19 protein-coding genes are annotated in these 21,949 nt (G+C 70.7%); 10 read left to right on the top strand and 9 right to left on the bottom strand.

Annotated elements, in window-relative coordinates; all coding sequences use genetic code 11:
• The first annotated feature begins 25 nt into the window (after positions 1 to 25).
• From Adu01nite_RS38785 to Adu01nite_RS38765, 5 genes are all read left to right on the top strand, one after another.
• Complete coding sequence (locus Adu01nite_RS38785; RefSeq protein ID WP_203734318.1) at positions 26 to 895, top strand: branched-chain amino acid ABC transporter permease; 870 nt, start codon at positions 26 to 28, stop codon at positions 893 to 895.
• 83 nt (positions 896 to 978) lie between these two features.
• Positions 979 to 2,667, top strand: coding sequence for a branched-chain amino acid ABC transporter ATP-binding protein/permease (locus Adu01nite_RS38780; protein WP_203734317.1), 1,689 nt, complete (start codon positions 979 to 981; stop codon positions 2,665 to 2,667).
• Positions 2,664 to 3,407 carry an ABC transporter ATP-binding protein gene (locus tag Adu01nite_RS38775; RefSeq protein WP_203734316.1) on the top strand — a complete coding sequence of 248 codons (744 nt, stop codon included), beginning with the start codon at positions 2,664 to 2,666 and terminating at the stop codon, positions 3,405 to 3,407. The genes Adu01nite_RS38780 and Adu01nite_RS38775 overlap by 4 nt, the downstream gene beginning before the upstream one ends.
• A 1-nt stretch (position 3,408) precedes the next feature.
• Positions 3,409 to 5,202: an NADH:flavin oxidoreductase gene (locus Adu01nite_RS38770; RefSeq protein WP_203734315.1), complete on the top strand. Its 1,794-nt coding sequence runs from the start codon at positions 3,409 to 3,411 to the stop codon at positions 5,200 to 5,202.
• Positions 5,203 to 5,216: 14 nt separating this feature from the next.
• Positions 5,217 to 5,858 (top strand): TetR/AcrR family transcriptional regulator, encoded by a 642-nt coding sequence (locus Adu01nite_RS38765; RefSeq protein ID WP_203734314.1) that lies wholly within the window; start codon positions 5,217 to 5,219, stop codon positions 5,856 to 5,858.
• Between the two features lie 666 nt (positions 5,859 to 6,524).
• On the opposite strand, the gene Adu01nite_RS38760 is transcribed toward Adu01nite_RS38765, so the two are convergent.
• The 8 genes from Adu01nite_RS38760 to Adu01nite_RS38725 all read right to left on the bottom strand — a co-directional run bounded on the left by Adu01nite_RS38760 (position 6,525) and on the right by Adu01nite_RS38725 (position 16,011).
• The gene (locus Adu01nite_RS38760) at positions 6,525 to 7,928 is read right to left on the bottom strand and encodes a GH1 family beta-glucosidase (RefSeq protein ID WP_203734313.1); all 1,404 of its coding nucleotides are present in this window, start codon (positions 7,926 to 7,928) and stop codon (positions 6,525 to 6,527) included.
• A 64-nt stretch (positions 7,929 to 7,992) separates the two neighbouring features.
• Positions 7,993 to 9,000, bottom strand: a complete 1,008-nt coding sequence (locus Adu01nite_RS38755) for an ABC transporter ATP-binding protein (RefSeq protein ID WP_203734312.1) — start codon at positions 8,998 to 9,000, stop codon at positions 7,993 to 7,995.
• On the bottom strand, positions 9,000 to 10,058 hold the full coding sequence (locus Adu01nite_RS38750) for an ABC transporter permease (protein WP_203734311.1): 1,059 nt from the start codon (positions 10,056 to 10,058) through the stop codon (positions 9,000 to 9,002). Before Adu01nite_RS38750 ends, Adu01nite_RS38755 begins: the two co-directional genes overlap by 1 nt.
• 3 nt (positions 10,059 to 10,061) lie before the next feature.
• The gene (locus Adu01nite_RS38745) at positions 10,062 to 11,042 is read right to left on the bottom strand and encodes an ABC transporter permease (RefSeq protein WP_203734310.1); all 981 of its coding nucleotides are present in this window, start codon (positions 11,040 to 11,042) and stop codon (positions 10,062 to 10,064) included.
• Positions 11,039 to 12,082 (bottom strand): ABC transporter ATP-binding protein, encoded by a 1,044-nt coding sequence (locus Adu01nite_RS38740; RefSeq protein ID WP_203734309.1) that lies wholly within the window; start codon positions 12,080 to 12,082, stop codon positions 11,039 to 11,041. The genes Adu01nite_RS38745 and Adu01nite_RS38740 overlap by 4 nt, the downstream gene beginning before the upstream one ends.
• A 65-nt stretch (positions 12,083 to 12,147) precedes the next feature.
• Complete coding sequence (locus Adu01nite_RS38735; RefSeq protein WP_203734308.1) at positions 12,148 to 13,833, bottom strand: ABC transporter substrate-binding protein; 1,686 nt, start codon at positions 13,831 to 13,833, stop codon at positions 12,148 to 12,150.
• 150 nt (positions 13,834 to 13,983) lie between these two features.
• Positions 13,984 to 14,994 (bottom strand): LacI family DNA-binding transcriptional regulator, encoded by a 1,011-nt coding sequence (locus Adu01nite_RS38730; protein ID WP_203734307.1) that lies wholly within the window; start codon positions 14,992 to 14,994, stop codon positions 13,984 to 13,986.
• Positions 14,995 to 15,174: 180 nt separating this feature from the next.
• Positions 15,175 to 16,011: an NAD-dependent protein deacetylase gene (locus tag Adu01nite_RS38725; protein WP_203734306.1), complete on the bottom strand. Its 837-nt coding sequence runs from the start codon at positions 16,009 to 16,011 to the stop codon at positions 15,175 to 15,177.
• 94 nt (positions 16,012 to 16,105) lie between these two features.
• Between Adu01nite_RS38725 and Adu01nite_RS38720 the strand changes: the two genes are divergently transcribed.
• From Adu01nite_RS38720 to Adu01nite_RS38705, 4 genes are all read left to right on the top strand, one after another.
• Entirely contained in the window at positions 16,106 to 16,435 is a 330-nt protein-coding gene (locus tag Adu01nite_RS38720) for a hypothetical protein (RefSeq protein WP_203734305.1), read from the top strand.
• A gap of 183 nt (positions 16,436 to 16,618) precedes the next feature.
• Entirely contained in the window at positions 16,619 to 17,329 is a 711-nt protein-coding gene (locus Adu01nite_RS38715; RefSeq protein ID WP_203734304.1) for a hypothetical protein, read from the top strand.
• A 147-nt stretch (positions 17,330 to 17,476) separates the two neighbouring features.
• Entirely contained in the window at positions 17,477 to 18,478 is a 1,002-nt protein-coding gene (locus Adu01nite_RS38710) for an App1 family protein phosphatidate phosphatase (RefSeq protein ID WP_203734339.1), read from the top strand.
• A 170-nt stretch (positions 18,479 to 18,648) separates the two neighbouring features.
• The gene (locus Adu01nite_RS38705; protein ID WP_203734303.1) at positions 18,649 to 19,302 is read left to right on the top strand and encodes a hypothetical protein; all 654 of its coding nucleotides are present in this window, start codon (positions 18,649 to 18,651) and stop codon (positions 19,300 to 19,302) included.
• A 3-nt stretch (positions 19,303 to 19,305) separates the two neighbouring features.
• On the opposite strand, the gene Adu01nite_RS38700 is transcribed toward Adu01nite_RS38705, so the two are convergent.
• On the bottom strand, positions 19,306 to 20,838 hold the full coding sequence (locus Adu01nite_RS38700) for a DEAD/DEAH box helicase (RefSeq protein WP_203734302.1): 1,533 nt from the start codon (positions 20,836 to 20,838) through the stop codon (positions 19,306 to 19,308).
• 231 nt (positions 20,839 to 21,069) lie between these two features.
• Between Adu01nite_RS38700 and Adu01nite_RS38695 the strand changes: the two genes are divergently transcribed.
• Positions 21,070 to 21,918 (top strand): sigma-70 family RNA polymerase sigma factor, encoded by an 849-nt coding sequence (locus Adu01nite_RS38695; RefSeq protein ID WP_203734301.1) that lies wholly within the window; start codon positions 21,070 to 21,072, stop codon positions 21,916 to 21,918.
• Positions 21,919 to 21,949: the final 31 nt, after the last annotated feature.

Genomic DNA, 21,949 nt, shown 5'->3' with positions numbered 1-21,949 from the left:
GGATACCGCCATCGAAGGAGAGGCCATGCAGGTCTTCTTTCAGACGATCATCGGCGGGATCAGTCTCGGTGCCGTCTACGCCCTGGTGGCGCTCGGTTTCTCGCTGGTCTACCGCACGATGGGCCTGGTCAACTTCGCGCACGGCAACGTCGTCACCGTCGGCGCCTACCTGGCCTCCACCTTCTACCTCACCACCAAGCTCCCGTTCGCGCTGGCCATGCTGGTGGCGATCGCGGTCACCGCGGCGATCGGCCTGGTCATCGAGCGGGTGCTCCGGCCGCTGGAGAACCGCGACTTCGACCTCATGCTGATCGGCACGATCGGCTTCGGCATCGTCCTCGACGCCCTGGTCATCATGATCTGGGGGGCCACCGGGCGGGCCGTCCCGTCGCCGGTGCCGGCCGCCCCGATCGAGCTGTTCGGGCTGCGGATCCGCACCTACGACCTGGTCGTGCTGGCCATCGCGGCGGTCGCCACGGTGCTGCTGGTGCTGTTCCTGTCGCGCACCAAACGCGGCGCGGCCATGCAGGCGGTGGCGATGGACCACGAGGCGGCCACCGCGGTCGGCATCCACGTCGGCCGCAGCAACGCGATCGCTTTCATGATCGGCGCGGGGCTGGCGGCGCTGGCCGGTGGGCTGGTCGGGCCGCTGCTCTACGTCAACCCGGCGCTCGGCGGGGCGCTCGGCATCAAGGGCTTCGCGGCGGCGATCCTCGGCGGGTTCGGCAGCATTCCCGGCGCGATCGTCGGCGGGCTGGCCATCGGGGTGCTCGACTCGTTCGCGGCCGGGCACTTCCAGGGTTACTCGGAGTTGGTCACCTTCCTGGTCTTCACCGTGATCATCATGATCCGGCCGACCGGGGTCTTCGGCGAGCGGACGGTGAATCGGGCATGAGATATCGCATCGCTACGCTCGCGATCATTGCGGTGGCGGCCTGGTTACTTCCGTACGGCCTTGATTCGTACGCAATCCATGTCGTGAATGTGATCTTGATCTTTGCGATCCTCGCCGTCGGCCTGGGCCTCTGCATGGGCGTGGGCGGGCAGGTCAACCTGGCCCAGGTGGCGTTCTTCGGCGTCGGCGCCTATGCCACCGCGATCCTCACCACCCGGGCCGGCTGGGGTTTCTGGGTCTCGGCGCTGCTCGCGATCGCCGCCACCATGGCGATCGGGCTGCTGGTCGGCACCCCGGCGCTGCGGGTGCAGTCGCACTACCTCGGCATCGTCACTCTCGGGCTGGCGCTGGCCTTCACCAACTGGGTCACCAACGCGCAGATCGCCGGCGGCGCCGAGGGCATCTCGGCGATCCCGGTGCCGACCCTGCCCGGCGTGGATCTGTCCAGTGAGTACCTCTACTACTACCTGGAGCTGATCGTCTTCGCGCTGGTCCTGGCGTTCGGCCTGTTCATCGTGCGGACCGCGCTCGGCCGGCGGATGCGGGCGATGCGCGACGACGCCCTCGCGGCCGGCGCCCTCGGGGCCGAGGTGCCGGTGCTGCGGATGACCGCGTTCCTGCTGGCCAGCGTGTACGGCGGGGTGGCCGGCGTGCTCTACGCGGGGCTGATCCGCTACGTGGCGCCGGAGTCGTTCTCGATCGCCAACATGTTCCTGCTGCTCGCCATGGTGATCATCGGCGGCCGGCAGAGCCTGATCGGCTGCGTGGTCGGCGCGGTCGGCCTCTACCTGGTCCGCGAGTGGCTGGTCGACCACCCCACGGTCGCCCAGCTCGCGTACGGCACGGTGGTCGTCCTGGTCGTGGTGTTCGCCCCGACCGGCCTGGCCGGGCTGCCCAAGCGGCTGCGCGCGGCGCTGGGCCGGGGCCGGGCCGGCAGCGCGGCCCGACTGCAGCCGTTCCGGCCGTACGAGACCCGTGCCGAGCCGGCCGGGCAGGGCGCGCCGATCCTCGAGGCCGACCGGATCAGCATGCACTTCCGCGGTCTCAAGGCCCTCGACGAGGTCTCGCTGTCGGTCACGGCCGGCGAGATCCGCGGCATCGTCGGCCCGAACGGCTCCGGCAAGACCACCCTGTTCAACGTGATCAGCGGGCTCTACCGGCCGACCCGGGGCCGGGTCCGGTTCCGCGGCCGGGACGCCACCGGGCTCGCGCCGTACCGGCTGGCCCGGGCCGGCATGTCGCGCACCTTCCAGAACCTCCGTCTCTTCGGCGACCTCACCGTCGAGGAGAACGTCCTGGTCGCGCTGGACCGCAGCGCCACTTGGCACAGCTGGCACTACCTGCTGCGACCGGTGCACGTCCTGCGCCGGGACCGCGACCTGCACCGGCGGGCCCGGGAATCGCTCGACCGGTACGGGCTCACCGAGTTCGCCGCCCTGCCGCCCAAATCCCTGCCCTACGGCATCCAGCGGCGGGTCGAGATCGCCCGGGCGATGGCCGCCGGCCCGGCCCTGCTGCTGCTCGACGAGCCGGCCGCCGGCCTCAACGGCGAGGAGGTCCGGCAGCTCAGCGAGATCGTCCGGTCCATCCGTGACAGCGGCGTCACGGTGATCGTGATCGAGCACAACATGGGTCTGGTGATGTCGCTGTGCGAACGGATCACCGTGCTGGCCGGCGGCCGGGTCATCGCCGAGGGGGAGCCGGCCGAGGTGGCCACGACCCCCGCGGTGATCGAGGCGTACCTCGGTGACTCGATGGAGGTGACTGGATGACCGCAATGTCCGAATCCGCGACCAAGACCGCGCAGGCACTCACCGTGGAGGGCCTGACCGTCCACTACGGCGGCGTCTGCGCGGTCCGCGACCTGAGCTTCGCCGTCCCGGCCGGCGAGGCGATCGGGGTGATCGGCGCCAACGGCGCCGGCAAGACGTCCACCCTCAAGGCGGTGATGGGGCTGGTCCCGCGCAAGGTCGGCACGCTGCGCTACGGCGACGTCGACCTGAGCCGCGTGCACGCCCGGGCCATGGTCCGGCACCGGATCGGCTACGTCCCGGAGGGCCGGCACGTCTTCGCCGGCCTGCCGGTGGAGAAGAACCTGCTGCTGGGCGCGTACGTCCGGAAGTGGAACGCGGAGACCCGGGCGACCCTGGCCGAGGTCTACGAGATGTTCCCGGTCCTCGGCGAGATGCGCGGCCGGCTGGCCGGGGCGCTCTCCGGCGGCCAGCAGCAGATGCTGGCGATCGGGCGGGCGCTGATGGCCCGCCCCCGCCTGTTGCTGCTGGACGAGCCGTCGATGGGGTTGTCGCCGAAGCTGGTCGAGGAGATCCTCGCGGTCCTGCTGCGGCTGCGCTCCGAAGGGCTCAGCCTGCTGCTGGTCGAGCAGAACGCCAAGCTGACCTTCGAGGCCACCAGCAGCTGCCTGGTGGTGGAGAACGGCGAGGTGGCGATGCGCGGCACGTCGGCCCAGCTCCGGCACGATCCGCAGGTGCGGCGCATCTACCTCGGGCTGTGACGTGCTGCTCGGCGAGCCGCTCCGGGTGGGCCGGCACGAGCTGCGCAACCGGGTGGTTAGCCCGCCGATGGAGCGCAACTACGGCACCGCCGACGGCCGGCTGACCGGCCTCTACACCGACTACCTGCGGGCCCGGGCAGCCGGCGGGGCGGCGCTGGTCTTCACCGAGGCGACCTTCGTGCGCGCCGACGGCCGGGGCCGTTCCCGGCAGCTCGGCGCGCACGGCGAACACGTGATCCCGGGCCTGCGGGCGCTGGCCGAGGCGGTGCACGCCGAGGGTGCCCTGCTCGGCGTGGAGCTCAACCACGCCGGCCGGGTGGCCGACCCGGCCGTCTCCGGCTTCCAGCCGGTGGCGCCGTCGCCGGTGCCGTTCCGCGGCCGCCGGCCGCGGGAACTCGGCACGGCGGAGATCGCCGAGATCGTAGCCGCGTTCGGGGCGGCGGCCCGCCGCTGCGCGCGAGCGGGGGTGGATGTGCTGGAGGTGCACGGCGCGCACGGCTACCTGATCCACCAGTTCCTGTCGCCACGCACCAATCGGCGCACCGACCGGTACGCCGATCCGGTGCTCTTCCTGGCCGAGGTGCTCGACCGGGTGCGCCGGGAGGCACCGGCCGCCACCGTGTTCCTGCGGCTGTCCGCGTTCGAAGGTGTGCCGGAAGGCCTCGGCGTCGAGGAGACGCTGGCGCTGACCGGGCGCCTGCCGCTGGACCTGGTCGACCTGCTCGACATCTCGGCCGGCTGCTACGAGGCCGGCGAGTGGATGGTCCAGCCGGGTGAGGTGCCGCACGGTGTGCTCGCGCCGTACGCCGCCCGCTTCCGCACCCTCGGCAAGCCGATCGGGGTGGCCGGCCGCATCACCACCGGCGCGGCCGCCGAGGAGGTTCTGCGGTCGGGGCCCGCCGACCTGGTGGCCGTCGGCCGTGGCCAGCACGCCGATCCGGAGTGGACGAAAACCGTCCTGGCCGGGAGCGATCCGCGCCCGTGTATCGGCTGCAACCAGGGCTGCATCGACGCGTTGCACACCCAGCAGCCGATCTGGTGCCTGGCCAACCCGGCCACCGGCCGCCCGGCCACGGCCGCCCGGCCCGGACCTCGCCGCACGGTCGTCGTGGTCGGCGCGGGGATAGCTGGGCTGGCGGCGGCCCGGGCGGCGGCGCTGGCCGGTGATGACGTCACGGTGCTGGAGGCCGAGGCGGTGATCGGCGGGGAGTGGCGGCTGGCCGCGAGCCTGCCGGCCAAGCCCGAGTTCGGCCGGCTGCTCGACTGGTATGCCGCCGAGATGGGCCGCCTCGCGGTGCGCGTCCGTCTCTCGACCCGCGCCGACGACGAGACGATCGCCGCGCTCGCCCCGGATGTCGTCGTCCTGGCCACCGGTGCGGCCGGGTTGCTGCCGCCCATCCCGGGCGCCACCGGGGACCGCGTCGTCGACCTGCGGGAATGGCTGCGCCACCCGCGGCCGGTCGCGGACGGCGAGGTGGTGACGGTGTGGGGTGCCGACCGGGCCGGGGTTGCCGTCGCCGATGCGGCCGCGACGGCCGGGCATCGGGTACTGCTTCTCGCCTCCGGCGGTGAGCTCGCGCCGGAGGCCGGCCCTCGTGAGAAGGTGCTGATGGTGCGGCGGCTGACCGAGAACCCGGCGGTGGAGATCCGGTTCGGCACGACACTGGAGGCGATCGACGGGGAGCGGCTGCTGCTCGGGCACGACGGCCGCCGCCGATGGCTGGTCAGTCCCGGGCCGGTCGTGGTGTCTCAGGGTACGTACGAACCGGTCCGTACACTCAACGCATTCGGATGACTGGAGTCGACGGCATGACATCGGAGGCCGCCACCCCCAGGGTTCGCGACGCGGAGCGGACCCGCGCCGAGATCATCGAGGTGGCCACGCACGAGTTCGCGGATCAGGGCTACGCCGGTGCGCGGGTCGACGAGATCGCGGCTAAGACCCGCACCACCAAGCGGATGATCTACTACTACTTCGGCGGCAAGGAGGGGCTCTACCTGACCGTGCTGGAGGGGGCCTACCGGCACATCCGCTCGCTGGAGCAGCAACTCGACGTCGACCATCTGGCGCCGGTGGACGCGCTGCGGAAGCTGGCCGAGCTGACCTTCGATCACCACGAGTCGCATCAGGATTTCGTCCGGCTGGTCGCCATCGAGAACATCCATTACGCCCAGCACCTGCTGAAGTCGGAGTCCCGCGAGGTGCTGGCCGCGCCCGCGTTGGAGGTGCTCACCCGCATCATGGAACGGGGCCGGGCCGCGGGCGTCTTCCGCGACGACCTGGACGCCCTCGACGTGCACATGATCATCAGCGCGTTCTGCGTGTTCCGCGGCGCCAACCGCTACACGTTCAAGGCGATCTTCGACCGCGACCTGCTCGACCCGGCCGGCCGCGATCACCTGCGCCGGATGATCGGCGACCTGGTGGTCGCCCACCTGACCGCGGTCTAGGAGACGCTTCGCAGATCACGGCGGTGATCACCGCAGCAAGCCGATAGCCCGTCCTGCCTGCGCGGCTCACCTCCCGCCACACCGCCTCCAACGACCGACCTCGACAACCACCGCTCATGATCCGTACGCCAGACCCGAGCCCCACCAGGCTTCCCGCCCCTTCGCTCTGCGCACATAGACGCGCTGCTCTGCTAGCCCGGGCGCGCCGTCGGGTCGCTCTGCGCACATAGACGCGCTGCTCTGCTCACCCGGGCGCGCAAAGTGCCGAGAAACACCTGGTCGGCGCCCATCCTGCGCCAGCGGCAACCCAGGCCCCGTGGGGGCTCGCCGGGCGTCGATGGTGCGGCGTGATGGCCGTTGGCCGCCGGCGAGGTCGGCACGGCATCGTCCGGCGTCAGGTCCGACGAGTTTCAGCCGGCCACCTTTTCCTTGATTCCGGGGTCTCGCATGGCGTCCGAGACACCGATTGCCAGGATGTCGGGCTCTGCGCTCGCGGCGAGGCCCCGACATCCTGGAAATGAGCGTGACCGTGCCTCGGGAAGATCTCTGCTCGCCCGGCTCAGCTGACCGGCACCGCCTCAGCACCGTGTGGCCCATCCGTGCGGCTGGGCATGGCCCGCTGATGCCGGATGCGGCCGCATCCGGGGCGGCCGCATCCGGCCGGGTCTACTCGCCGCGGATGCGGCCGATCGTGTCGCGGAACCACAGGGCGCTCTGTTTGGGCGTACGCGTCTGGGTCTCGTAATCGACGTGCACGATGCCGAACCGCTTCGCGTAACCCTCGGCCCACTCGAAGTTGTCCATGAGTGACCAGGCGAAGTAGCCCTGCACGTCGGCACCCTGCGCCCGCGCGTCGGCCACCGCCGAGATGTGCGCGGCCAGGTAGGCCGTCCGGTTGTCGTCGGTGACGTAGCCGTCGGAGTCAGCGAGATCCTCGAAGGCGGCGCCGTTCTCGGTGATCACCATCGGCAGGCCGGGGTAGTCCTGGTGCAGCCGGACCAGCAGCTTGGTGAAGCGCTCCGGGGTGATCGGCCAGTCCATCGCGGTGCGCGGAGTGTCCGGCAGGACCGCCCGCACGACCGGCTCGCCGGACGGCTCGTGGGTGTTGCCGTCCAGGTCGGTGCCGGCGAAGTCCTGTCCGAAGTAGAAGTTGACGCCGAGCACGTCGAACGGCTCCGAGATGATCTCCAGGTCGCCGTCCCGGACCGGGAAGGCCGAGCCGCGGGCGGCCAGGTCGTCGACCACGTCGGCGGGGTAGCGGCCGTGGCGCAGCGGGTCCAGGTAGATCCGCAGGCCCATGCCGTCGGCCCGGCGGGCGGCCTCCCGGTCGGCATCGGTGTCGGCGGCCGGGTCGGCGGTGCCCATGTTGAGCGTGATGCCGAGGGTGTGCGCCCCCGACGTCGACGCGGCACGCATCCGCTGGGTGGCCAGGCCGTGCCCGAGCAGCAGGTGGTGGACGGCGAAGAGCGAGTCGTCGAAGTTGCGCCGGCCCGGCGCGTGCACCCCGACGTGGTAGCCGAGCCAGGCCGAGCACCACGGCTCGTTGAGCGTGGTGAACGTGTCGACCCGGTCCTGCAGCTTGTCGAAGACGAGCATCGCGTAGTCGGCGAACCGGTAGGCGGTGTCCCGCACCGGCCAGCCACCGGCGTCCTCCAGCTCCTGCGGCAGGTCCCAGTGGTAGAGCGTCACCCACGGGTCGACCCCGGCGGCCAGCAGCTCGTCCACCAGCCGGTCGTAGAAGGCCAGGCCGGCGGCGTTCACCGGGCCGCGCCCGCCGGGCTGCACCCGCGGCCAGGACACCGAGAATCGATAGGCGTCCACGCCCAGGTTCTTGATCAGTTCCACGTCGGCCGGCATCCGGTGGTAGTGGTCGCAGGCCACGTCGCCGTGCTCACCGTTGTGCACGGCGCCCGGCTGACGACAGAACGTGTCCCAGATGGACGGTGTTCGCCCGTCCTCGCCCGCGGCGCCCTCGATCTGATAAGCCGAGGTCGCGACACCCCAGCGGAACGATGCGGGCAGCCCGGTGACGGGCGGGATGACGATGCTCGGTGCGGTGGTGGGATTCATGTCTCTCCAGGTGGGGATTGGAAGGAGGGCCGGTCCCTAGGGAAAAGGACCGGCCCCCCGCGCGTCATCCGACGGGCTGCTCGGCCGGATGCAGCCAGCACGCGACGGAACGGCCGGCTCCATCCGGGGTGTCCGGACGGCCGAGCACCGGGATGGCGCTGTTGCAGGGCTCGAAAGCCTTCGGGCAACGGGGATGGAAGGAACATCCCGCGGGCATGCCCGCGAGGTCCGGCGGGGAGCCGGGGATGCCGGCGAGCTCACGCTTGGGCCCACGCAGGGCCGGGAAAGAGCTCAACAGGCCTTTGGAGTACGGGTGGAGAGCGTCCCGATAAATGGTGGCCGCCGGCGCCTCCTCGACGATCCGGCCGCCGTACATGATCGCGATCCGGTTGGAGAACTCGACCAGCAGGGACAGGTCGTGGGTGATGAAGATTACCGAGAAGCCGAGCCGTTCGCGCAGCTCGATCAGCTGACCCAGGATCTGCCGCTGCATCACCACGTCGAGCGCGGTGGTCGGCTCGTCCATGATGACCACCTGCGGCTGCAGGATCAGCGCCATGCCGATCATGACGCGCTGCCGCATGCCGCCGGAGAGCTGATGCGGGTAGGCGTCCATCCGGTCGGCCGAGATGCCGACCAGCTTGAGCATCTCCCGGGCGCGGGCGCTGCGGCTGTGCTCGCTCATCTTCGGGTCGTGCGCCTTGAGCACGTCGGTGAGCTGGGTGGAGATCTTGTGCACCGGGTTGAGCGAGTTCATCGCGCCCTGGAACACGATCGCCGTCTCGGCCCACCGCCACGCGCGCAGCTGGCGGTCGGTCAGCCCGAGCACGTCGTAGGCCGGGCCCTGCTGCGGGTGGTAGACGACCTCGCCGCCGGTGATCACCCCGGGCGGGGCGAGCAGCCGGGTCATCCCGTACGCGAGGGTGGACTTGCCGGAGCCGCTCTCGCCGGCCAGGCCGAGCACCTCGCCCCGGTGCAGGGTCAGGTTGACGTCGCGGACCGCGTGCACGGCCCGATCGCCCAGGCCGTAGTCGACGTTGAGGTTGCGGATCTCCAGAACCGGTTCGGCCATCACTTGGCCTCTCTCATCACGGGCGTCGCGACGACCTTGGCGTGGGTGTGCGGCGTGGCCGAGTTGGACAGCACCGGGGTGAAGCCGATCCGCATGCGTACGGTCCCGCCGGACGCGGTCTTGAGCTTGGTCTTGCCGGCGCTGCGCAGCCGAGGGCTGACGAACTCGTCGATGCCGAAGTTGATCAGCGAGAGGGAGGTGCCGAGCAGCGCGATGGCCAGACCGGCCGGCACGAACCACCACCACGCGTCCTGGCCGAGCGCCTGCTGGCCCTGCGCCCAGAACAGGATCGTGCCCCAGTTCCAGCCGGAGTTGGAGACGACGCCGATGAAGGCGAGGGTGATCTCGGAGAGCACCGCGAAGATGACGGTGCCGACGAAACCGCTGGCGATGACCGCGGTCAGGTTGGGCATCAGCTCGAACACGATGATCCGCCAGGTGCGTTCGCCGCTGGCCCGGGAGGCCTCGACGAAGTCGCGCCGGCGCAGCGACAGGGTCTGCGCGCGCAGCACCCGGGCGTTCCACGACCACGAGGTGAGGCCGATGACCAGCGCGACCAGGGTGTCGCTGGCGTTGTTCAGCACCGAGGTGATGATGATCATCAGCGGGACGGCCGGGATGACCAGCACCACGTTGGTGAGCACCGACAGGCTGTCGTCCATCTTGCCGCCGAGGTAGCCGGCGGTGACGCCGATCAGCACCGACAGCGTGGTCGCGATCGCGCCGGCCAGGAAGCCGACCAGCATGACGCTGCGGGTGCCCTCCAGGATCTGGCTGAAGACGTCCTGGCCGAGATGGGTGGTGCCGAACCAGTGCGCGGCCGACGGGCCCTGCACCAGGTCGTTGCTGCGGGCGCTCGGGTCGTACGGCGCGATCCACGGCCCGATGATCGCGATCAGCACGTAGACGCCGAGGATGACCAGGCCGGTGGCCGCCTTCTTGTTGCGGACGAACAGGAACCGCTGCCGCTTGGCCCGGCTCGGCTTGGCCGCCTCGGGCTGTGCCATCGAGCCCTGCCCGGGGATGACCTGCTCGATGCTGGAGGTGGGGATCGTCATCGCTCAGCCCTCCTTGCGGGTGCGCGGGTCGAGGAGCAGGTAGGCGATGTCGGCCAGCAGGTTGGCCACCAACACCGAGATCGTGATGACCAGGAAGACGCCCTGCATCAGCGGGTAGTCCTTGGCGCCCAGCCCCTGCAGCAGGGTGTAGCCGAGCCCCGGGTAGGAGAAGACGATCTCCACCAGCAGGGTGCCGCCGACGATGAAGCCGAGGGCCAGCGCGAAGCCGGAGATGTTCGGCAGCAGCGCGTTGCGGGCGGCGTAGGAGACCGCGACCCGCCGCTCGGGCAGGCCCTTGGCGTGCGCGACGGTGATGTAGTCCTCGCTGGAGACGGTCACCATCATGTTGCGCATGCTCAGGATCCAGCCGCTGACCGACGAGATCAGGATGGTCAGCGCGGGCAGCAGGCTGTGCTTGATCGCGCTCGGGATGAAGTATTGATCCCAGGCCGGCACCAGGCCGGAGTCGAAGCCGCCGGACGACGGGAAGAAGCTGTCCGGCCCGGCCAGCAGGTAGATCGCGATGATGCCGAGCCAGAAGTAGGGCACCGACGAGAAGAACGTGGTGACCGGCAGCAGGCCGTCGACCCAGGAGCCGCGCCGCCAGCCGGCCAGCACACCGAGGCCGGTGCCGAGCAGGAAGCTGATCACCGTGGTGATGCCGACCAGCAGCAGCGTCCAGGGCAGCGCCTGCCCGATCACGGTGGAGACCGGGGTCGGGAAGAAGGTGAACGACAGGCCGAGGTCGCCGTGGAACAGCTGCTTCCAGTAGTCGATGTACTGGCTCCAGAGGCCCTCGTCCTTGTCGAGTCCGAAGAGGACGTAGAGCGACTGGATCGACTTGGTGCTGAGCTGCCCCTGATACTTCGTGATCAGCGACTGCACCGGGTCGCCCGGCACCATCCGCGGGATGAAGAAGTTGAGCGTGATCGCGGCCCACGCGGTGAACAGATAGAACGCGATGCGCTGCAGGAAGTACTTCACCGGGCACCTGCCTTGTCGTACAACCAGCACGCGGCCCAGTGGCCGGGCGCGTCGCCGATCTCGAGGGGGACCGGCAGGTCGGTGCTGCAGCGCGCCATCGCGGCCGGGCAGCGCGGGTGGAACCGGCAACCCGACGGCGGGTTGATCAGGCTCGGCGGTTCGCCGTTGCCGCGGTCCTCCTCCAGCGGGTCGACGTCGCCGGTGAGCCGGTCCGGGTCGGGCGCCGAGTCGATCAGCAGCCGGGTGTACGGGTGGGCCGGGGTCTGGGTGACGGTCTCGCTGTCGCCGCCCTCGACCATCCGGCCGGCGTACATCACCATCGTCTGGTCGGCGAAGTAGCGGGCCGACGCGATGTCGTGGGTGATGTAGAGGATCGCCAGGTCGAGGCGCTCCTTGAGGTCGCGCAGCAGGTTCAGCACACCGAGCCGGATCGAGACGTCCAGCATGGACACCGGCTCGTCGGCGAGCAGGGCCTCGGGCTGGGCGCCGAGCGCGCGGGCGATCGCCACCCGCTGGCGCTGGCCGCCGGAGAGCTCGTGCGGGAACTTGTCGAGGTAGCGCTCGGGCGGGGTGAGGCTGACCCGGGTGAGCAGCTCGGCCAGGGCCGCGTCGAGGTCGTCCCCGGCGTTGTGGTGGATCTTCAACGCGCGGGTCAGGTGGTAGCGGATCGTGTGCACCGGGTTCAGCGAGGCGAACGGATCCTGGAAGATCATCTGGACCCGGGCGGCGTAGGCGCGGAACGAACTGCCGCCCTTCACCCGGGTCGATTCGCCGTGCAGCTGGATGTCGCCGCCGGTACGCGGATAGAGCTGGGCCAGCAACCGGGCGACCGTCGACTTACCGGAGCCGGACTCACCGACGAGCGCGACGACCTGGCCGCGCCGGAGGGTGAGGTGCACATCGTCGACGGCGTGCACCGCCGAATGCTGCCTGCGGAAGAGATCACGCAGTCGCCGGCGGACGGGGAAGTGCTTGGTCAGGCCGATCGCCTCAAGCACCACCTCGCCGGCCGGGGCTTTGGCGTCCTGGATAGACGTCATGCCGGAATCCTTTGCGGGGGGTGATGCCGCTCCCCGCCCGAGGGCGGGGAGCGGCGGGGCAGCGATCAGGAGTTGGCGGCCTTGAGGTGCAGGACCACGTCGAGGGCGTACGGCTGGGTGGGCTGCATGCCCGCGTAGGCGTCCCCGTCGGACGGCCAGCCGGTCCAGTTCTTGGTGCTGTAGGCGCCACCGACGTTGTCGGAGCCGACCGGCAGCATCGGAACCTGCTCGACGAAGACCTTCTGGATCTGGTTCATCGCCGTGGTGCGGTCGGCGTCGCTGGTGGCGTTGGCGTACGCCTTGAGCGCCGCGGTCGCCTCCGGGCTCTTGAACCGGCCGAAGTTGCCCTGCTGAGCGGCGGTGCCGATCGGCTTGAGCAGGTCACCGTCCATGACGGTCTGGTAGATGTCGTACGGCGTCGCGCCGCCGTTCGTCCACCGCATCGTGGCCCCGAAGTCGCCCTTCTGGACGTTCTGGTCCCACTTGTCCTGGTTGGCCTTGTCGACCGTGGCCGCGATGCCGATCTCGGCCAGGTTGGTCTTGATGATCTCCAGCGTGGTCTGGTAGTCCGACCACGGCGCCGGGTCGGTCAGCGTGATCTTGACCGGCTTGCCGGACGGGTCGCTGAGCGTGGTGCCGTTCAGCTTGTAGCCCGCGCTCTGCAGCAGCGCCTTTGCGCCCGCCACATCGGGGGTGAGCTTCTTGTCCTTGTACTCCGGCGCGATGAACGCGTCGCCGGCGCCGTTGGGCAGGCCGGTCACGCTGTCGATCTGCGGGTGGAAGTAGCCGGCCTCGGCCTGGGTGAAGATGTCCGCCCGGTTGATCACCATGTTCATCGCCTGACGCAGCTTGGCGTCGTCGAACGGCTTGATCGTGGTGTTGATGTAGAGGCCGTGGATGCCGAGCACGCCGGGCGCCCAGATCTTGTGGTTGGCCGGGTCCTTGGAGACGAAGGTGGCCTGGTAGTTCGGGATGAAGACGAAGCTCCACTCCGATTCGCCGTTGGCCAGCGCCGTGGTCTGCGCGCTGTTGTCCGCGTAGGACGTGTAGCGCAACTCCTTGACCTTGGGCAGGTCCTGCCAGTAACCCTCGGTGCGCACGTTGAGGATGATTCCGGCCTGGGTGAACGACTTCAGCGTGTACGGACCCGAACCGATCGGGTTCTTGTTGATGTCGGTCGCCGGGTCGGCGATCTTCTCCCAGATGTGCTTGGGCACGATCGTGGTGCTCGCCATGATCTTGTTCTGGTTGACGAACTGCGGCGCCGTGAAGGTCACGTGCACGGTGCTGCCGTTGACCGTGATGTCACCGAACGGGATCGCGTTGGCGTTCAGCGCCTCATTGGTCTTGAGCAGGGTGAACGTGTACGCCACGTCGTCGGCGGTCACCTTCTGCCCGTCCGACCAGGTGGCGTTGTCCCGCATGGTGATGTCCGCCGACTTGTAGTCCGCGGCCCACTTGACCTCCTTGGCCAGCCACGGCTTGGCCGGCTCGGCCGGCTTGACCGGGTTCCACATGGTCAGCGGCTCGTAGATCATCCACTTGTAGCCGAGCGCGTTGGCCGAGGAGGTGCCGGCGAACGGGTTGTGGTTCTCGGTCTGCGTGCCGTTCGGCATGCCGATCCGCAGGTAGTCGACCGACGCCTTGTTGGCGTTGTTGCTGTTGGCGTTGGGCGAGTCGCCACACGCCGCGAGACCGCCGGTGGCGAGTGCCCCCGCCAGGACGGTGGCGAACAGGGTCCTTCTCTTCATCGAAGTGCTCCCGAGAAGTGTGTTGGGTGAGAGGGGTGCCCGGGAGGGCGTGCGCCATCGCGGCGCCGGCCAGGAACAGCCGACTCCGTGCTGAGCGCGTGTTTCGGTAACCGATCACCAAAGATCGGGGGTGCTTACCGGGTTTGGGATCTATTCAGTGGGTGCGACGGTCGAGCCGCGGGTGACGAAGCTCGCCGGGATAACGGTCGGGCGGTTGGGCAAGGGTGTGCCCTCGAAGTGGGCCAGGAGCGTGCGTGCCGCCGCCTCGCCCATCTCGCGCAGCGGTTGATGCACGGTGCTGAGCGGCGGCTGGGTGTGGGCCGCCGTCGGGATGTCGTCGAAGCCGACCACCGCCACGTCCTGCGGGATGCGGCGGCCGGCGTCCATCAGCGCCTGCATGGCGCCGAGCGCGGACAGGTCGTTGTGGGCGAAGACCGCGTCGAACTCCACGCCGGAGTCGAGCGCGGTCTGCACGGCCTCGGCGCCGCACGCCACGGTGAAGTCGCCGAGCCAGGTGCGCTCGGCCGGGATCGGCAGGCCCGCGTCGGCGAAGACCGCGGCGAAACCGGCGTTGCGCTGGAGGGTGCATCCGAAGCGCTCCGGGCCGGTGATCACCAGCGGGCTGCGCCGGCCGATCCGCAGCAGATGACGGGCCGCCGCGCCGGCACCGTCGTGATTGGTGGTGCCGACGCTCGGGATCTCGCCCGAGGTCTGGTCGCGGTCGTCGATCAGCACCACCGGCAGGCCGCGGCGGTGCAGGGTGGCGATGTAGTCGAGAGTGCCCTCGGGTTCGATGACCAGGAGACCGTCGAAAGACTTGGCGGACACCTGGGCGCCGAACTGCCGCATCGACTCCTCGCCGCGGTTGCAGGTGAAGAGCAGCAGGCCGTAGCGCTCGGTCTCGAGCACGTCGACCGCGCCCTGGATGACCTCGCCGATCCACGGCCAGGTCAGCGACGGCACCAGCATGCCCACCACCCGGGTGCGGCCGCGGGCGAGCCCGACCGCGCGGGAACTGGGCACGTAACCGAGCTCCTCGATCACGGCCCGGACCCGGGCCGCGGTCGATTCGTCCAGCTCACCCTTGCCGTTGAGCACCCGGGACACGGTCGTCTTGCTGACCTTCGCCCGGGCCGCCACGTCGGCGATGGTGATCGGCACTGGTCCTCCTGTGTTCATACCCGCGATTGTCTCCGGAGAGGGGAGATCGTGTTGCGGGGGTATTGCGGAACCGGTTTCGGGACCGGTTCCGGCAGTTAACGCCAGTGGTCCCCGTCACGTCAATGAGAAAGAAACTTTATTTGTGTATCGCTACGGTAACCGCGCCGAAATCATCCCGATTTATGCGGCTGGGAGCGCTACCAAATGGGGTAGGACAATGCCCAAAGGGGCATCGATGATGAGCCCCGCGTACGGCTCGCCGCGAGTCACTCCACGATTGACGATCGCCACCCGGATGCCGAGCTTCGCGGCCCGCAGCACGAACCGCCGGCCCGACATCACGGTCAGCGAGGAACCGAGAACCAGCAGCGTGCGTGCGCTTTCCACGAGCTCGAAGCTGCGCGCGACCCGGTCGGCCGGCACCGTCTCGCCGAAGTAGACGACATCCGGCTTGAGCAGTCCGCCGCAATCGGTGCAATCCACCACGGTGAATCCGTCGAGCGATTCGTCGGCCAGCTCGGCGTCGCCGTCCGCGTTGAACGCCAGCGCCACCCCGGTGAACGCCGGATTGGCCGCGTCGAGCCGCTCGCCCAGGACCTCGCGCGGGGTCAGCTCGCCGCAGGCCAGGCAGGCGATCCGGGCCAGGTTGCCGTGCAGCTCGACCACGCCGGTCGCGCCGGCCGCCTGGTGCAGCCCGTCCACGTTCTGGGTGATGATCCCGCCGACCACACCCTGGTGCTGCAGGCTCGCCACCGCGGCGTGACCCTCGTTGGGGCGGGCGTCACCGATCGTGCGCCACCCGAGATGACTACGCGCCCAGTACCGCCGGCGGGCGATCGGATCTCCGGTGAACGTTTGGTATGTCATCGGGGTGCTGCGCCGCGCCGACCCGGACGGGCCGCGATAGTCCGGAATCCCGGAATCGGTGCTCAAGCCCGCGCCGCTGAGCACCACCACGTCACCGTCGGCGATCCACTCGCCCAGGAGCGCCACCTGCTCCACCACCTGAAGGTCCACCCCTCCATGGTCCCTCGTCGGTGGAACACACCCGAAATGCCCGCAACGAGTGGGAGCCGTGCACGTTGTGGGCGGAAACGGTAAGTTGATCCGCGTGACAGCTGTGGCGCGTGTGCTACCCCGACACTGGGACGGCCGTCGCCTGCTGCGCTTCCTCACCGGCCTCGCGATGCTCGCGCTCGCGTTCACCACGCCGGCTCCGGCGGCGCCGGCGACGCCGATCCCCGTGACGTCGGTTGCGCAATCCGCCGAAACCCCCGCTTCGGTTCCGCCGGGCGAGTCGGCGACAGCTGTTTCTGAGGTACGGGTGGTGGCCGCGCCCCGACCGGCCGAGATCCTCGCGATCACCGGCCTGGGGCTGCTGGTCGTCCTGATCGGCGCCGCGCCGCGCATCCGCGGCGAGCGCGCGCCCCCGGCGATCTGACTCGGCAACACCGCCGAGCTCGGCCGCAACCTGCTGTGAACCCCCGTTTCCGGCCGGTGCCATTGCGGTAGGCGCCACTCCCGTCGCGTACGCACGAAAGCGCGGAAGAACGCCGCGTGCCGGAAGGCGCGCCACGCAGCGCAATCCCCCCACGAAAGCTCGCGTCTCTCAGTGAGGTGTTCCGTGGAAACCGCCATGCACAGCTTCCTCGTCTCCGTCCCGCAGGCCGCCGCACTCTGGGTGGTCATGCTCGGCGGCGTGCTTCTCGCCGCCGCCGCGATCGCCCGCGTGCAGCAGCCCAAGCCGCCGGCCGCCGAAGTCCGCGCCGATGAGCTCCGCTACGCCTCGGAGATCGCGGTGGCCGCCGATCGGGCCGCCGCGACCGCCGCCCGCCGCCGGGCCGAGTGGACCACCGCGCAGGAGCGGCTGGACGCCACCTGGCTGGCCTTCGACGCGGCCGACCGGACCGCCCGGCAGGCCGCCCAGGCCTGCGCCTATCCGTTGATCAGCAAGCGCCGCAAGCCCGGCGAGAACGTCGAGCGGGAGCGTTATCTCCATCACGCCGCCAGCGAGGCGTGCCGCAACCGGGAGATTTCCATCGCGCAGCTGAACGACGTCTTCGCGCACCGCGGCTGGAACGCGCGGCTGCACCCGGTGGTGCAGGAGTCGCTGCTGCGGCAGGCGGTCCGGGAGCACCGCTTCGACGAGTACCGCAAGGCCATGGCCGCCGAGCGGGACGCCTGGCAGGAGGCCGAATCGGCGGCCGAGGCGCTGCGCAGCCTGCGGGTCGAGGCGTCGTCCGCGGTCACCCGGGCGGGGGCTCGGCAACCGGTCGCCGATGAACAATGGTGGGCCGATCAATGGACCACCGCCGAGCTTCCGGCGGCGGCCTGAAAGTCCGGTGTGGAGGGGCCCGCATTCCTCCGCGAGTGTCGGACCGGGCAGGTACGGTAACCGGATCGGGACGACCGCCGCACCTTCGACGGTTAGGGGGCCAGCGTGACGCAGACTCCGGCGGGTTCCAATCTGCCCGTGGTCCGGATGCATCGGGCTGCACGGGTGGAGGACGCTCTTCACGAGGTCGTCGAGCGCCGGTTGCGCAACCGGGGCTGGCAGCCGGTGATCACGGCGTATACGGGCTATGGCGCGCCCGGCTGGGCCCGGGTGATGGCCCGGGTGGTGCTCACCCGCGGCAACGGCGCGGGCCGGCGCCTGGAGAAGGTGCGCGGCTGGCGCAGCTTCATGAGCTCACCGGTCAGCAAGGCGGTGGTGCGCATCCAGATCGGCGACACGGTCACCGAGACCCGCACCGACCGCAGTGGTTACGTCGACTGCCGGGTCAAGGGCGACCTCGAGCCCGGCTGGGCCAAGGCCCGGCTCGCCATCGAGGGCGCGGCCACCGTGGAGGCGCCGATCCGGGTGGTCGACCCGGCCTGCAAGTTCGGCCTGATCTCCGACATCGACGACACGGTGATGGTCACCGCGCTGCCGCGCCCGTTGCTGGCCGCGTGGAACACGTTCGTCCTCGACGAGCACGCCCGGATGGCGGTGCCCGGCATGGCGGTGCTCTACGAGCGGCTGATCAACGCGAATGCGGGCGCGCCGGTGTTCTACCTGTCGACCGGCGCGTGGAATGTCGCACCGACGCTCAGCCGGTTCCTGTCCCGGCACCTCTACCCGGCGGGCCCGCTGCTGCTCACCGACTGGGGGCCGACCCCCGACCGCTGGTTCCGCAGCGGTCAGGAGCACAAGCGCAACACCCTGCGCCGGCTGGCCGGCGAGTTCCCGCACGTGCGGTGGCTGCTGATCGGCGACGACGGCCAGCACGACCAGGAGATCTACTCGGAGTTCGCGCATGCCCACCCGGAAAACGTGGCGGCCGTGGCGATCCGCCGCCTGTCACCCACCCAGGCGGTGCTGGCCGGTGCGATCCCCGGGCCGGCCGGGACCCCGGAGGCGGTCGGCTCCGGGGGCAAGACGTGGTTCTCCGCCCCCGACGGGGCCGGGCTATGGTCGCTACTCCGCGACACCGACGTCGTCTGAGAGGGTGGCCACCTCGGCCACTCGCTCATGCAGACGTTGCCTGACCTCGTCCGGGCTGTAGGCCCGGCGCTTCCGCTCCGACCGGGCCACCACCACACCGGTGGCCGCAACCCCTGCTAATCCGGCCAAGCCCACTACTTTCCACCAACGCATCATCCGAGGATAGACACGTGGATGCCGCTATCAGCCTGGACCAGGCGATCGATCTGACGCGCACGGGTGACATCTGGATCTTCCGGGGCCGTTCCGGCCCCGACCGGGCGATCCAGACGCTGACCAACAGCCCGGTCAACCACGTCGGCATGTCGCTGGTCATCGAGGACATGCCGCCGCTCATGTGGCACGCCGAGCTCGGCAAGTCGCTGCCCGACCTGTGGTCGGGCACCTTCCAGCGCGGCGTCCAGCTGCACGATCTGCGGGACGCGGTGACCGTCTGGGCGCAACGCTACGGCCAGCGCGGCTGGCTGCGGCAGCTCGAGCCGTCCGCCTCGCGCCCGATGGAGGACAAGGCGCTCAAGACGGTGGCCCGGCTGGACGGCACGCCGTTCCCGTCGTCGGCGCAGCTGGCCTGGCGGTGGGCGCGCGGCCGGGTGCCGCAGATCCGGCCCCGGCGATGGCGGCGCGGTTCGGTCGCCGACGCCGCCCTGGAGACGGCCTACTGCGCCGAGGTGGTCGCCGTGACGTACGAGGACATGGGTCTGCTGCCGCGCCGGCACAACCCCAGTTGGTATGACCCGGGCCGCTTCTGGAGCGGCGACGACCTCGACCTCTGCGCCGGCTACACGCTGGGCGAGGAGATCGAGGTCGACGTTCCGGCTACGTAGACGTCAGCGGCTGCCACTCCGGCGGCCGCCGACCCGGCTCGACGAGGAGAAGGCAGCCGCGCTGCCGCTCCCGCCGGAGGCCTGACCGGTGCGCGCCGGTGCGGCGGCCCGGCGGCCACGGTTGCCGCCGCCGCCCGAGGCGCTGGGCCGGGCCGCGACCGGCGAGGACTCGCTGGTGTGCACCGCGGCCGAACCGGCGCCGCGGCCACGACCGCGACCCCGGGCGGGCTGGCCGCTGCTCTGGCCGGCGGTGCGCTGCTTCGGCTGGCGCGCCGAAGGCTGGCCGGACGACTGGCCGGACGCGGACCGCCGGGGCGAGGACTGGCCTCCGCCGGCCGTGCGGGCCACCGGGGCCGGCGCCGCGGGCTCGATGAAGCGCCGCTCGCCCGGGGCCAGCTCGGCCAGCAGCGGGTCGCCGGGGCGAGTGCGGCTGGTGGTCGGGCGGACGCCGGCCTTGCGGGTCAGGTCGCGGACCTCGGCCTGCTGGTCGTCGGTCATCAGGGTGACCACGGTGCCCTGGTTGCCGGCCCGGGCCGTGCGGCCGGAACGGTGCAGGTAGGCCTTGTGCTCGACCGGCGGGTCGGCGTGGATCACCAGGGCGACGTCGTCGACGTGGATGCCGCGGGCGGCGATGTCGGTGGCGACCAGGGTCTCGGCGCTGCCGTCGGAGAACGCCGCCATGTTGCGGTTACGAGCGTTCTGCGCGAGGTTGCCGTGCAGCTCGACGGCCGGCACCCCGGCCGCGATCAGCTGCTTGGTCAGCACCTTGGCGCGCCGCTTGGTGCGGGTGAAGACCACCGAGCGGCCGGGCGCGGAGAGCAGGTCGACGAGAACGCCGAACCGGTCGTCGCCGCGCACGTGCAGCACGTGGTGGGTCATCTCGACCGGCGCCTCGGCGGCCGAGTCGACGGCGTGCGTGACCGGCTTGCGCATGAAGCGCTTGACCAGCACGTCGACCCCGTTGTCCAGGGTCGCCGAGAACAGCAGGCGCTGGCCGTCGCGCGGGGTCTGCTCGAGCAGGCGGCGCACCACCGGCAGGAAGCCCAGGTCGGCCATGTGGTCGGCCTCGTCGAGCACGGTCACCTCGACCGCGTCCAGCGACGCGTGGCCGTTACGCAGGTGGTCGTCGAGCCGGCCCGGGCAGGCGACCAGCACGTCGACGCCGGCGGCGAGGCCCTTGATCTGCGGGTTGGCGCCGACGCCGCCGAAGACGACGAGCGTGCGCAGCTTCAGCACGGCGGCGAGCGGCGCCAGGGCGGCATCGATCTGGGTCGCCAGCTCGCGCGTGGGCGCCAGGATGAGCGCCCGCGGCTTGCCGGGGCGCCGGGGCCGCCCGGAGGCGGCGAGGCGGGCCAGGACCGGCAGCGCGAACGCATACGTCTTGCCGGAGCCGGTGCGGCCGCGGCCGAGGACATCCCGGCCGGCCAGCGAATCCGGCAGCGTGGCCGCCTGAATGGGGAACGGGGTGGTGATGCCGAGGCCGGCGAGCGCCTGCGTCAGGGCGGCGGGCACGCCGAGCTCGGTAAAGGTCAACATGTAGCGGGAACTCCAATTGGTCGGGGATACCCCAGTGAGGCGTGACCTGCGCGGGTAGCGCGGCTGATGGATGGTCGCGAACAAGCCTCAGCGATCAAGCATACGGCGGTTCCGGGAAGCAACCGTGCTGCACCCGTACGAGAACCGGTTAGCACTCAGCCGGCCTCACCGTTCTCCTCAGTGCCCAGGACACCCCCAACCTGGGCGTTCCCGCGAGGAGATCCCCCCACTATGAGCGGTGCCCCCGTCTTCGAACGCCGTCGTGGAGACATCGTCCAGGAACACATGCCGCTCGTCGGCCACCTGGTCCGCGAGATGCTCGCCCGCGTTCCGGCGCACGTCAACCGTGACGACCTGATGTCCGCCGGCTACGCCGCCCTGGTGCATGCGGCCCGTGGCTTCGACGCCGAGCGGGGCGTCCCGTTCGCCCGGTTCGCCGCGGCCCGGGTGCGGGGCGCGCTGCTCGACGAGCTTCGTGGCCTGGACTGGGCCAGCCGCTCGGTGCGGCAGCGGGCCCGGCGTACCGACACGGCGCGTCAGGAGCTGACCGCCGAGCTGGGCCGCACCCCGACGATCCAGGAGGTCGCGGCGCGGTTGGGTGTGACGGTCGAGGAGATCGAGAACGCCGACGACGACGTGCACCGCGCGGTGGTGTTCAGCCTGCAGGGCTTCGCCACCGCCGCGGCCGACGACATGGTCACCGAGCCGAGTGCCGGCCCGGAGGAGATGCTGATCCGCCGGGAGAAGCTCGGTTACCTCAAGCACGCGGTGGACGCGCTGCCGGAGCGGCTGCGCGCTGTGGTGCAGGGCTACTTCTTCGAGGAACGCCCGATGGCCCGCATCGCTGAGGAGCTGGGGGTCACCGAGTCACGCGTGTCACAGCTGCGGGCCGAGGCCCTGGGCCTGCTGCGGGACGGCCTCAACACGCACCTCGACCCGTCCCTGGCGGCGGACAGCCCGGCGAAGGAGGGCTGTGTGGCCCGCCGCCGCACCGCCTACTACGAGCAGATCGCGGTACGCGGCACGCTGCACACCCGGCTGGCGATGACCAGCCCCGACGGCCTGCCGGTGGCCGCCTGAACTCCTGCACGTCATGACGGTGCCCGCCGCG

It is taken from the genome of Paractinoplanes durhamensis (assembly GCF_016862175.1).
Taxonomy (GTDB): domain Bacteria; phylum Actinomycetota; class Actinomycetes; order Mycobacteriales; family Micromonosporaceae; genus Actinoplanes; species Actinoplanes durhamensis.
The sequence above is the reverse complement of the archived record's forward strand: the minus strand, read 5'-3'. Positions and strand labels throughout refer to the sequence as shown.

Bases quoted from the DNA above. Each gene is read 5' to 3' on its own strand.
- Adu01nite_RS38785 (WP_203734318.1), top strand. From the start codon at position 26: ATGCAGGTCTTCTTTCAGACGATCATCGGCGGGATCAGTCTCGGTGCC.
- Adu01nite_RS38775 (WP_203734316.1), top strand. From the start codon at position 2,664: ATGACCGCAATGTCCGAATCCGCGACCAAGACCGCGCAGGCACTCACC.
- Adu01nite_RS38765 (WP_203734314.1), top strand. From the start codon at position 5,217: ATGACATCGGAGGCCGCCACCCCCAGGGTTCGCGACGCGGAGCGGACC.
- Adu01nite_RS38760 (WP_203734313.1), bottom strand. From the start codon at position 7,928: ATGAATCCCACCACCGCACCGAGCATCGTCATCCCGCCCGTCACCGGG.
- Adu01nite_RS38755 (WP_203734312.1), bottom strand. From the start codon at position 9,000: ATGGCCGAACCGGTTCTGGAGATCCGCAACCTCAACGTCGACTACGGC.
- Adu01nite_RS38750 (WP_203734311.1), bottom strand. From the start codon at position 10,058: ATGACGATCCCCACCTCCAGCATCGAGCAGGTCATCCCCGGGCAGGGC.
- Adu01nite_RS38740 (WP_203734309.1), bottom strand. From the start codon at position 12,082: ATGACGTCTATCCAGGACGCCAAAGCCCCGGCCGGCGAGGTGGTGCTT.
- Adu01nite_RS38735 (WP_203734308.1), bottom strand. From the start codon at position 13,833: ATGAAGAGAAGGACCCTGTTCGCCACCGTCCTGGCGGGGGCACTCGCC.
- Adu01nite_RS38710 (WP_203734339.1), top strand. From the start codon at position 17,477: ATGCATCGGGCTGCACGGGTGGAGGACGCTCTTCACGAGGTCGTCGAG.
- Adu01nite_RS38700 (WP_203734302.1), bottom strand. From the start codon at position 20,838: ATGTTGACCTTTACCGAGCTCGGCGTGCCCGCCGCCCTGACGCAGGCG.
- Adu01nite_RS38695 (WP_203734301.1), top strand. From the start codon at position 21,070: ATGAGCGGTGCCCCCGTCTTCGAACGCCGTCGTGGAGACATCGTCCAG.